The 11,974-nt window shown below is 34.6% G+C and carries 13 protein-coding genes and 1 other annotated feature; all 13 genes read right to left on the bottom strand.

Annotated elements, in window-relative coordinates; all coding sequences use genetic code 11:
• Window positions 1-473: 473 nt before the first annotated feature.
• A complete protein-coding gene (rplL, locus tag DWW96_RS02745) occupies window positions 474-839 on the bottom strand; it encodes a 50S ribosomal protein L7/L12 (RefSeq protein WP_022089868.1) in 366 nt (121 codons plus the stop codon).
• Between the two features lie 76 nt (window positions 840-915).
• Window positions 916-1,410: a 50S ribosomal protein L10 gene (gene rplJ / locus DWW96_RS02740; RefSeq protein WP_022089869.1), complete on the bottom strand. Its 495-nt coding sequence runs from the start codon at window positions 1,408-1,410 to the stop codon at window positions 916-918.
• Window positions 1,411-1,465: 55 nt separating this feature from the next.
• Window positions 1,466-1,596: a sequence feature (ribosomal protein L10 leader region), on the bottom strand.
• An 85-nt stretch (window positions 1,597-1,681) separates the two neighbouring features.
• The gene (gene rplA / locus DWW96_RS02735; RefSeq protein WP_022089870.1) at window positions 1,682-2,377 is read right to left on the bottom strand and encodes a 50S ribosomal protein L1; all 696 of its coding nucleotides are present in this window, start codon (window positions 2,375-2,377) and stop codon (window positions 1,682-1,684) included.
• Window positions 2,378-2,494: 117 nt separating this feature from the next.
• Window positions 2,495-2,920 carry a 50S ribosomal protein L11 gene (rplK, locus tag DWW96_RS02730; RefSeq protein ID WP_022089871.1) on the bottom strand — a complete coding sequence of 142 codons (426 nt, stop codon included), beginning with the start codon at window positions 2,918-2,920 and terminating at the stop codon, window positions 2,495-2,497.
• 91 nt (window positions 2,921-3,011) lie between these two features.
• Window positions 3,012-3,530, bottom strand: coding sequence for a transcription termination/antitermination protein NusG (gene nusG, locus DWW96_RS02725; RefSeq protein WP_022089872.1), 519 nt, complete (start codon window positions 3,528-3,530; stop codon window positions 3,012-3,014).
• A 26-nt stretch (window positions 3,531-3,556) separates the two neighbouring features.
• Entirely contained in the window at window positions 3,557-3,763 is a 207-nt protein-coding gene (secE, locus tag DWW96_RS02720) for a preprotein translocase subunit SecE (RefSeq protein ID WP_022089873.1), read from the bottom strand.
• A 27-nt stretch (window positions 3,764-3,790) separates the two neighbouring features.
• Entirely contained in the window at window positions 3,791-3,940 is a 150-nt protein-coding gene (rpmG, locus tag DWW96_RS02715; RefSeq protein ID WP_022089874.1) for a 50S ribosomal protein L33, read from the bottom strand.
• A gap of 162 nt (window positions 3,941-4,102) precedes the next feature.
• Window positions 4,103-4,807 carry a ComF family protein gene (locus DWW96_RS02710; RefSeq protein ID WP_022089875.1) on the bottom strand — a complete coding sequence of 235 codons (705 nt, stop codon included), beginning with the start codon at window positions 4,805-4,807 and terminating at the stop codon, window positions 4,103-4,105.
• A gap of 220 nt (window positions 4,808-5,027) precedes the next feature.
• Window positions 5,028-7,319: an ATP-dependent RecD-like DNA helicase gene (locus tag DWW96_RS02705; protein ID WP_347496327.1), complete on the bottom strand. Its 2,292-nt coding sequence runs from the start codon at window positions 7,317-7,319 to the stop codon at window positions 5,028-5,030.
• A 53-nt stretch (window positions 7,320-7,372) separates the two neighbouring features.
• Window positions 7,373-8,368: a rod shape-determining protein gene (locus tag DWW96_RS02700; protein ID WP_117908860.1), complete on the bottom strand. Its 996-nt coding sequence runs from the start codon at window positions 8,366-8,368 to the stop codon at window positions 7,373-7,375.
• Between the two features lie 410 nt (window positions 8,369-8,778).
• The gene (gene spoIIID, locus DWW96_RS02695) at window positions 8,779-9,033 is read right to left on the bottom strand and encodes a sporulation transcriptional regulator SpoIIID (RefSeq protein WP_117909042.1); all 255 of its coding nucleotides are present in this window, start codon (window positions 9,031-9,033) and stop codon (window positions 8,779-8,781) included.
• 168 nt (window positions 9,034-9,201) lie between these two features.
• Window positions 9,202-9,660, bottom strand: coding sequence for a DUF2798 domain-containing protein (locus DWW96_RS02690; RefSeq protein ID WP_117908858.1), 459 nt, complete (start codon window positions 9,658-9,660; stop codon window positions 9,202-9,204).
• A 459-nt stretch (window positions 9,661-10,119) separates the two neighbouring features.
• Complete coding sequence (locus DWW96_RS02685) at window positions 10,120-11,901, bottom strand: aminopeptidase P family protein (protein WP_117908856.1); 1,782 nt, start codon at window positions 11,899-11,901, stop codon at window positions 10,120-10,122.
• Window positions 11,902-11,974: the final 73 nt, after the last annotated feature.

The raw sequence follows: 11,974 nt of genomic DNA, 5'->3' as shown, positions 1-11,974 counted from the left end.
ATAATTTGTCTTTTTGTTCATTCAATAGGGCGCAAATTACCCCTATTTTCACAATAAAGCACTCTACACTTTAGCATAAACTCATCTATATGTCAACGACTTTTTTGATGTTTTTACCATTTTTTTAATTTTATTGCAGAATTACACACGATATATATAAGAGATTACCCCAATGCTAGACAAAGAGCCGTTCCTCTAATTGATTTTCTTCGCAAATCAATTAGCACACGGCATTCGCTGTTTTTTTTAAAGCTCGTTCCTCTAATTGATTTTCTTCGCAAATCAATTAGCACACGGCATTCGCTGTTTTTTTTAAAGCTCGTTCCTCTAATTGATTTTCTTCGCAAATCAATTAGCACGCGGCATTCGCAGAATGCCGCGTAACATAAAAAGAGATAGGTTCTTATTTATGCAAGCATAATAGAACCTATCTCTTTTTATGTTACGTCGCTTTGCTCAAAGCTTCGCGATAATTATTTAATTGTAGCAACTGCTCCAACTTCTTCAAGAGCTGCCTTAAGAGCTTCAGCTTCTTCCTTAGAAACTCCTTCTTTAACTACCTTAGGTGCTCCATCAACTACTTCTTTAGCTTCCTTAAGTCCTAATCCTGTTGCATCCTTAACAGCCTTGATAACTTTAACCTTGTTAGCTCCAACTTCTGTTAATTCAACATCGAATTCTGTCTTTTCTTCAGCTGCTGCTCCAGCATCTCCTGCTGCTGCAACTACAACACCTGCTGCTGCAGATACGCCAAATTCTTCTTCACATGCTTTTACTAAATCGTTTAATTCTAAAACTGATAAACCTTTAATTACTTCAATGATTTCTGCTGTTGTCATTGTTTAATCCTCCATATAATAAATTAATTAATTCTTTGAACTTTCGTTCAGTCAATAAAAACCTGATAATTCAGATTTATGCAACTTCTTCGTTCTTTTCAGCAATCTGCTTAATAACACGAGCGAAGTTTGTAATTGGTGACTGCATAGATCCAAGTAACTTTGAAATAAGTACTTCTCTTGATGGGATGTTTGCAATCTGAGCAATTCCTGCTGCATCGTAGCATACACCTTCAACTACACCTGCTTTGATTTCAAGAGCTTCAGCGTCTTTAGCAAATTTAGCTAATTCTCTAGCTGCTGCTGTAGCATCTTCTTTACAAATAGCGATAGCTGTTGGTCCTTCTAAGTATTCAGCAAGACCTTCGAATTCTGTTCCCTTAATAGCGAAATTAATCATTGTGTTCTTGTATACTTTGTATACAACACCAGCTTCTCTTAACTGTTTACGAAGCTTTGTGTCCTGTTCAACAGTAAGACCACGGTAGTCAACTACAACAGCTGTTGCAGCACCGTTAAGTAATTCAGCAATTTCGTCTACTATAGGTTTCTTTACTTCTACTTTTGCCATGAATGTTTTGCCTCCTTATTAAAATTAGGTTCAACCAAACATTAAGCCGAATAGATTTTCAATATAAAAACCTCTCTGCCTAGACAGAGAGGTGTATAAGTCATTAAAAATTCTTATCCCTCGGTAGGCATCTTATGATTTACGACTAATGTCACCTACTGTCTTCGGCAATTGGTATTAACCACTTTGTGCATACTAGCACACAATTATTGAATTGTCAATAATTTTATTAATTAATAACAATCAGATTGTATTAATCTATATTTGTTAATTAATTGCTTAACTTAGCAACGTTTAACTTAACTCCAGGACCCATTGTAGATGTAAGAGTTACGCTCTTGAAGTACTGTCCCTTTAATGCGCTTGGTTTAGCTTTGTTTAAAGCATCAACTAATGCGTTGAAGTTATCTGTTAACTGTTCTTCTGTAAATGAAGCTTTTCCAACTGGAACGTGGATGATGTTTGTCTTGTCAAGTCTGTATTCAATTTTACCAGCCTTGATGTCGTTAACAGCCTTTGTTACGTCCATAGTTACTGTTCCAGCCTTAGGGTTTGGCATTAATCCCTTAGGTCCGAGTACACGTCCTAAACGACCAACAACACCCATCATGTCAGGAGTAGCAACAACTACGTCAAAGTCGAACCATCCTTCATTCTGAATCTTTGGAATTAATTCATCTCCGCCTACGAAATCTGCACCAGCTGCTAATGCTTCGTCTACCTTGTCTCCCTTAGCGAAAACTAAAACCTTAACAGTCTTACCTGTTCCGTGTGGTAATACAACAGCACCACGAACCTGCTGGTCAGCGTGACGTCCATCACATCCTGTTCTGATGTGACATTCTATTGTTTCATCAAATTTTGCAGTAGCTGATTTCTTAACTAATGCAATTGCTTCTTCTGTGTCATATTGAGCTGCTCTGTCAATTGACTTAGCTGCGTCTAAATACTTCTTTCCTCTTTTCATTTAAACCTCCTTGTGGTAATAACGGATAAACCTCCCACATTTCTCAATTCATTTTAAATTACAACATAAGTCGTTTAATAACTTTTTGTTGTTCGCGATATTATTTATCTACGAAAATTAGTCTTCAACTTTGATTCCCATACTTCTAGCTGTTCCGGCAATCATGCTCATTGCTGCTTCAATGCTAGCTGCATTTAAATCCGGCATCTTTGTTTCAGCGATTTTCTGGATATCTGCTTTAGAAATAGTAGCAACTGTTTCTTTAAGTGAGTTACCAGCTCCGCTCTGGATGTTACATGCTTTCTTTAATAAAACTGCTGCAGGTGGAGTCTTTGTCACAAAACTAAAACTCTTATCCTGGTATACTGTGATTACAACTGGAATAATCATTCCCGGCTGATCTGCAGTTCTTGCGTTGAATTCCTTTGTGAATTGAACGATGTTTACACCATGCTGACCAAGTGCTGGTCCAACTGGTGGTGCTGGTGTTGCTTTGCCAGCTTCGATTTGCAATTTAATGTATCCTTCTACTTTCTTTGCCATCTTTCGGCACCTCCTAAAATTTGTGGTATTATCGGGAATCCCTCCCACTGCTCTACAAATATGTAAAGCAATCTATTAAAACCAAATGGTTCTAATCCATCTTTTTAACTTCAGTAAAATCTAATTCTACCGGAGTTTCTCTACCAAACATGTCCACATTAATTGTGACTGTCTGTCTGTTTTCATCAATGCGCTTAATGACACCTGCTGTGCCTTCCCATACGCCCTTGATTACTGCAACTGTATCTCCCTCTGAGAATTCAAGAGTAACCGGACCCTTGTTAATTCCAAGTGAGAGCATTTCTGCATCAGTAAGTGGAACAGGTTTTGATCCCGGTCCTACAAATCCTGTAACTCCTCTCGTATTACGAACAACGTACCATGTATCATCATTCATAACCATATTAATGAGTACATATCCCGGAAACATCTTCTTCTGTGTAACTTTTTTTACACCATTCTTAATTTCAACTGCTTCCTGAATCGGAACTGATACTTCTAATATCTGATCCTGCAATTTTCTATTCTCAATTGTCTGTTCAATATTAGTCTTTACTTTGTTTTCATAACCTGAATAAGTATGAACTACGTACCAATTTGCTTCTGACATATAATCACCTCTTCATTATTTTATTCTTATCCTATAATATGATCCAACCCAAACTGAATGAGCTGATCAATTAAGCTAATAAGAACACCTAAAATAACTGTGATCACTGTTACAACAACAGTCTGTCTTATAACGGATGCTTTTGTTGGCCAGATTATTCTTTTGAATTCAGCCTTCAAGCCTGCAAACCATTTTTTTACAGAGCCCTTTGACTTGTTAGATGCTTCTCCCATCTTAATCCCTCCATTATATAAAACTGACTATTTTGTTTCTTTATGCATTGTGTGTCTCTGACAGAACTTGCAGTACTTCTTTGTTTCTACTCTGTCCGGATGACTCTTCTTATCCTTTGTAGTATTGTAATTACGCTGTTTGCATTCTGTACATTCTAATGTAATTCTTGTTCTCATGGCTTAACCTCCACTTTATTTATAATCATTTTTTGTATCTTGTTTTAAGTCATTTTTTCTGCAAAAAAAAAGACCTAGTCCTCGCTTGATTAATATAACATAATCTGTATATAGCGTCAAGATATTTTTTAAGGCTATTTTTAAGGTGGCTGTTTTTTAAGGTTACAACACTCCGGCACTTATGCATACAAAATATACTTCTTTAACGCCTGCCGCCTTAAGGATCCGTGTACACGCATCTATAGTACTACCTGTCGTATAAATATCATCCACCAATAATACCTTATTATATTCTTTTGCCTTTTCCTCATATATAGCAAATGCATTTTCAACGTTCTTCTTTCTTGCAATCCCTACAAATTCCTTTTGCGGCTTTGTATCCTCAACTCGCACAAGGCATTTTTTATCCATAGGTATTTTCGTATATCGGGAAATTTCTTTGGCATATACATACGCCTGATTATATCCTCTCTTTATTTCCTTCTTTTTAGAAACCGGTACTGCCATTATGCAGTCAATTCCCCATTGTTCGAATAATTTTCCATAACGCTTTGCAGTCTCCCATCCATAATACGCTCCATATTCTCTTGCATTTTTATATTTAAATCTATACATGGATTCTTTTATTCCACCTGCATATTGAAAAAGACACACGCCTTTTTCATATGCATGCTTATGCTCTCTGCAGTCTTTGCACAATGTGCCGTCTTCTTTAAGACTTTTTCCACATTTTGCACATTTAGGCTCTTTCATGTAAAACACTTTACCCTTGCATTTGTCACATACAAATTTGTCCTGTCCTTTGACCACTTCCCCGCATACCGGACAGGTTCTAGGGAAAAATACATTTAAAATCTTCTCCTTCATTTCCTACGTAAATCTTTTTTTAATTAATTCAAATAATCTTATATTATGTATTTATGTATTTAACTCAATAAATTTCCAATAATAAACCAGGTTTTATAAAATAAACTCTAGCAAAGCATTATAATATTAATTAAAATTTATATTTATTTTCCTTTCTTAATATTTCTATTTTGTTTATTATTTGCATATTTACAACATTATTCCATTAACTCATACTGTTCTATTTGTCATTCTCTACAGGTTCTTCCTCTGTTTCAAATGTCTGCAACTGCCATTGTAATCCTGAATACCTTTTATGCTGGTCTTCATTTTTAATCATACCTTGAAATGTATCTTCTCTTCCAACAATACATACACAACTTTTCGCTCTTGTTATTCCGGTGTACAATAGATTTCTCGTCATAAGTTGCTGATACCCTGTAACAAGAGGCATGATAACTGCCGGATATTCACTACCCTGAGATTTATGAATAGTTATTGCATATGCAAGTTCTAATTCTTCCGCTTCCCTAAATGTATATGTCACCATTTTATTTTCATCAAATTCAACTTCTAAAATCTGTGAATCGTTATTCATATTTTTTATAATTCCCAAATCTCCATTAAATACACCTTTTCCTGAATCGATACAGGCTCCATTAGGCAATCTAACTTCCCATTCAATTTGATAATTGTTTTTTATCTGCATTACCTTGTCGCCTTCTCTAAATATATATTTGCCAAATTCATGTTCTTTTTTATATTTGTCCGGCTTATTAATATATTTTTGCAATTCAACATTCATATTCTCAACACCAAGAATTCCACTCTTCATAGGTGTAAGAACCTGTATTTCCTGCGGTGTTGATTTTACATAGTCAGGAAGTTTTGTCATTATAAGACCTATTGTTGCATTCAAAGCCTCCTGAGGTGTATTTCTTCTTATATAAAGGAAATCTTTCGTGCTATTGTCTAGTTCAACTGCTTTTCCTTCATTTATTTTATGGGCATTTGTTACTATTCCGCTTTCACCCGCCTGTCTGAAAATCTTATTAAGTGTTACCACTTTAAATTTTCCGGAATCAATGATATCTTTTAATACATTTCCCGGTCCGACACTTGCAAGCTGGTTAATATCCCCTACAAGAACAAGTCTTGTTCCATGAGCTACAGCCTTAAGCAAAGAATGCATAAGAAAAATATCAACCATCGACATTTCATCTATTATAATTACATCTGCTTCTATTGGATTTGTTTCATTTCTTTCAAACTTAGCGTCCATATCCAATGAATCATCCGTTCCGGTACTTCCGTTTATTTCAAGCAGCCTGTGTATTGTCTGCGCCTGGCAACCTGTAGTTTCAGTCATTCGTTTTGCTGCTCTTCCTGTAGGCGCCGCAAGGCTGATTTCCAAATTATCACTTTCAAACATTTGAATAATCGCATTAATTGTAGTAGTTTTTCCCGTTCCCGGTCCACCTGTTAAAATTACCACTCCATTGCTTTGCGTAGCCATAACCGCTTCTTTTTGCAAATCATCAAGTACAATATTATTTTTTCTCTGGATGGTATCTAATTTTACACTTTCCACAAATTCATCCGCCGGCATTGATAAATCCAAATCAAGAAGCATTCCTGCTACATTCATTTCCGTGTAATAATATGTAGACAAAAATACAGCCTGTACTTCATTGATTTCTTTAACAATAATTTTCTTTTCCATTACAAGGTCAATAAAATAGTTGTCCAACAAGTCCATATTATATGTACCATCGGCATTCTGATACTGGTCTCTTAACCCAAGCAAACTAATAGTTGCCTGAATAAGATTTTCTTTTGGCAAATATGTATGCCCTGACTCTGATGCTTTAGAAAGTGCATATACCATTCCACTTTTAACTCGAATAGAAGCATTAACTTCCACTCCTGCCCTCTTAGCTATTTCATCAGCTGTTGTAAATCCTATTCCTCGTATTTCATCAGCAATTCGGTATGGATTTTTCTTTATAATCTGATAAATTTCTTCGCCATAATAATTATAAATTTTAAGACTCATCGCCGACGAAATACCGTATTTTTGTAAAAATATCATTGCGTCTCTTATATCTTTTTTTGCCTGAATCTGGCTTGCAATATCCATGGCTTTCTTATAACTTATTCCTCTGACTTCTTCTAATCTTTCAGGCTCTTCATCAACTATTCTAAATGTATCTTCTTTAAACTTGTCTACGATTCTGTCCGCAAGAGCAAGACCTAACCCCTTAATTGCTCCTGACCCTAAATATTTTCTAATTGAATATTCGTCATTTGCCGGAATTGTTTTATACGATTTCATTTTTATCTGTTCACCAAAAACAGGATGAAATACTTCCTCGCCTTCTACTTCGATATATTCCCCTTCACCAATATATCCAAATACTCCGGTTACTTTTACATCTTTTTTTCCCACAGACATAGTTAAAACAGTATAGCCATTTTCTTCATTTCTAAATGTAATTATTTCTACATATCCGGTAATAGTTTTCATCGACATATCTTTTCCTTTTAATTTAAAAGGCTGCCTTTTCCAGACAGCCTTATTATCTATTATTTTTCCTGGTTCATTTCATCCATAACTTCTAAGTATCTTCCTGTACCAATAGCGACCGCAGTCATCGGATCTTCAGCTGTCATTGTATTGATTCCCGTCTTAGATTCAATCAATTCTTCTAATCCGTCTAACAGACAACCACCACCTGTAAGAACAATTCCTCTTACCGCAATATCTGCTGAGAGTTCAGGAGGTGTATTTTCAAGCACTCCATGAATAGCTTCAACAATCTGTGTTGTCGCTTCTCTTAAAGCTTCTTCAACTTCTTCTGATGTAACTTCTATAATCTTAGGAAGGCCTGTAACAAGGTTTCTACCTCTTACTTCCATCTTCTTAACTTCTGTTTTCTTAAAACATGTACCTATTCCGATTTTAATTTCTTCAGCAGTTCTTTCTCCTACTAAAAGATTGTGTTTTTTTCTCATATATCTGACTATCGCATCATCAAAATCATCTCCCGCAACCTTTACAGAAGTACTTTCAACAGTAGCACCTAAAGAAATAACTGCTATATCTGTTGTTCCACCACCTATGTCAACCACCATATTTCCACATGGTTTTGAAATATCTATTCCTGCACCAATAGCAGCTGCTAACGGTTCTTCCACTATAAATACTTCTCTTGCCCCTGCCTGGAATGATGCATCCTCTACAGCTTTAGTTTCAACTTCTGTTGCTCCACTAGGAACGCAAATGCTAATTCTTGGTTTCTTATAAGAACGTTTTCCTACAGCTTTCTGAATAAAATACTTTATCATCTGTTCAGTAACTGAATAATTAGAAATCACTCCCTGTCTAAGAGGTCTTACCGCAACAATATTTCCAGGTGTTCTTCCTATCATTAATCTTGCTTCTTCTCCAATTGCTCTTATAGTATCCGTATCTCTATCTATAGCAACAACTGATGGTTCTTTTAAAACCACACCTTTTCCTTTTATATATACTAAAATACTTGCTGTACCTAAATCTATTCCAATGTCTGTATCAAACATATCTTTCTCCTTTTAAAATTGGATATTTATGACAGATTAAAAGTTGTTATAAAAAATAAACACGTTATACATCTTTCAATCCCGTATTAATCACGATTTCCCGCACAAATATTATATACAATTTTATATAAAAATTAAAGTATGTTTTATTTTTTTTGCATTTAAAAATTTATTTACATCGCGTTCATATTTCGTTCATATATGTACCGTAACATAATAGAGTACTACTTAGGTAGTGCAGCATAGTTTGTATACGTCATACCCTATAATGACGTATTTTTAAGTTTTTCATACTCAACCTGGTGGGTGAAATTCCCGCCAGGTCCCCCGAAATTAACACCACATCGTAAGATGTGGTTTTTTTATTGTCATAATAAAATAAAAGCCATAACTAAATGGCTTTTATTTCTTCACACATGATTATGTGCGTATTTTTCTTTTGTTGCAAGTCCACCTCTAATATGACGTTCCGACTTATTTACATCAAGAACTTTCCTAACCTGCTTTGCCAATCCGGGATTTAACCTACCTAACCGTTCTGTACAGTCTTTATGTACCGTGCTTTTACTTACACCAAATGTCTTTGCTGCCTGTCTTACAGTAGCATTGCATTCAATAATGTAATTTGCTATTTCAATCGTTCTTTCTTCAATATATTCTTTCACTTCTCGCCTTTTGCATTTTTCTTTTTTATAATTTATGCAAAAGGCGAAATTAATATGTTGAATTTTTATCAATCGAATAAATTTGTAATTTTCAAATATATTTTCTTGTTTTGCTTTTTTCAAAATCGACTCTGCGATTTTTCATAATATATTTTTTCAAATTTACGATTATTTAAATATTTTTCCAAATATCGTTCTTACCAGCGGGCCGGCAGCAAATAATTGCCAGAAAAATGCCATAGGAAAATTTATTATAGTTGTCTGAATCCACACTGCTATAAGTTGTGGACCAAAAGCATTTTTAAACAAAACTACAGCCACAAAACTCATCATCGGACACATAAGCCAGATTGATAATACTGATATTGCCAAAATAACAAATATTGGCTTATCTTCTTTTGGATTTACCAGTCTGAAAGCTACTTTTTTTGCTATTGGTCCGGCTATAAATGTATCAAGTAAAAATGCTGCTATACACATTATCGGCAGTTCACTAAGTGCTGCTAAAAATACAAAATTCTTCATTCCACCTACATCCATTGCTATGTTATAACATACCATTGCATAAACCATTACTATGACCATCATTATTGTGTAAATCGTTTCTTCTTTTCTGTTCTTTGGCATAAGAACCTCCTTTTGTCTCTTTTTAACTTTCATTGTATACTCGCTTCATTTCACTGATGCGGCATTCGCCTTAACTTCGTCCACGCACAGTTCAATTTCGCTTCGCTTCATTTCACTGATGCGGCATTCGCCTTAACTTCGTCCACGCACAGTTCAATTTCGCTTCGCTTCATTTCACTGATGCGGCATTCGCCGCATCACATAAAAAACAAATATTTCTTTTTGAAAGCAAGCTTTCACAGAAATATTTGTTTTTTATGGTACGTGGCCTCATTGCTAACGCACAAAAAAGCACGGTGCAGTAAACTTTCGTTCTACTGTACCGTGCTTTTCTTCACTAACATATACAATTACCATTAATTGCGAGTAGTCTATCATAAAACATACAATTTAGACAAGTATTTTTTTGTAATTCATCTATTTCGCACATAATTTAGTCATTATTATACAAAAATATATTTAAATTTCCATACATACTTCGTATAACCATTCCTGTTCCTCAATATTAAGATATGGAGAAATCTTTTTATAAACAAGTTTATGATACTGTCTTAAAAGGCGTATTTCATAGTCAGACATTATATTTACATCTATAGCGTCTACATCAAATGGAACTAATGTAAGTGTATCAAATCCCAAAAACTGTCCGTATTCAGTCACCTGTTTTTCAACACAAAGCAAAAGATTTTCGAGCCTTATTCCATATTGTCCTTCCAAATAAACACCTGGTTCATCTGAAGTAATCATTCCCGGTTTAAATTCTGCATTTTCTTCAACATTTTCTCTTAACATATATCTAAATGCATTCGGCTGCTCATGAACATTAAGAAGATAACCGACACCGTGACCTGTACCGTGTCTATAATCATATCCGATTTCCCACAGTGGTTGTCTTGCAACATAATCAAGTGATACTCCTGTACATCCTGATAAGAATTTTGCATTTGCAAGCTTCAAATTTCCTCTAAGAACAGCTGTATACATCTTCTTCTGCTCTGTAGATATATTTCCGAGGGCTATTGTTCTTGTTATATCTGTAGTTCCTTCTACATAATGTCCGCCTGAATCAATTAAAACAAAATTATCTGCTTTAACTTCATAATCTGTTTCTTTAGTTGCGCTGTAATGAACTATTGCGCCATGGTCTGCATATCCTACTATAGTTTCAAAACTTGGTGCCAAATATGTTTTCCATGATTTTCTAAATTCTTCTAATTTATTTGCAATAGATATTTCTGTCATTTTTTCTTTGCTTACATTATGTTTTAACCAATAAATAAATCTGGTCACTGCAACGCCATCCATTATATGAGCATTAATCATATTTTCAATTTCCACATTATTTTTGATTGCTTTCAAATGCAATGCAGGTGAAAATTTATCTATAATCTTTACTTCTGGTTTTATGGAACGTAAAATACTATAATTTGTTGTTGTTTTATCTAACCATAATGTTGTATATTCAGGAATAACTTTTACATAATCATATATTTCATCATATTCTTTAATTTTAACCCCTTCTTCCGAAAGACGGTATATTGTTTTTTCATCAAATGATTTTGTATTTGCAAATAACAGACTATCATATTTTGTAATTACCATATACGAAAAGCATACCGGATTATACTCAATATCATCACCTCTGATATTTGTAACCCATGCAATTTCATCTAACGATGTCAAAAGTAATGTGTCCGCTTTTTCCTCTTCCATTCTTTTTCTTATATTAGCTACTTTTTCAGGATAAGAAACTCCTGCATATCTATCCATTAATCTCCATATAGGTTTAAATTCTATAGCAGGTCTGTCACTCCATATTTCTCCAACCAAATCCACGTCACTCTTTATTTTCATTTTTGAAATTTCAGCTAATTTTTCTGCCTGTCTTGCATTAGTTGTCTGTCCGTCAAATCCTATTACACTGCCCTCAATAAGGTTCTTCTTTAAATATTCTTCTACAGAAGGCACCCCTTCTTCTCCGGCTTTCATAAGTTTAATTTCACTATCTTGAAGTTGTTCTGCTGCCTGAATAAAGTATCTTCCATCAGTCCATAATAGTGCCTCATACATTGTAACTACCAATGTTCCTGCTGAGCCTGTAAATCCTGACATATATTCTCTCGTTTTAAAATGGTCACTCAAGTATTCTGAACCATGCTCATCACTTGTCGGAATTACATAAGCATTAATTTTATTTTGTTCCATTAAATTTCTAAGGGCTGAAATTCTTTCATTAATCATAATCTTACCACCTTTAAAATATGTTATTTGTAAAACAAAAATGAATCTCTATTTTTCAAATCAATTTAATTAT

The sequence above is a fragment of the Eubacterium sp. AF17-7 genome, from assembly GCF_003461285.1.
In the GTDB taxonomy this organism is placed as follows: domain Bacteria; phylum Bacillota; class Clostridia; order Lachnospirales; family Lachnospiraceae; genus Eubacterium_U; species Eubacterium_U album.
The sequence above is the reverse complement of the archived record's forward strand: the minus strand, read 5'-3'. Positions and strand labels throughout refer to the sequence as shown.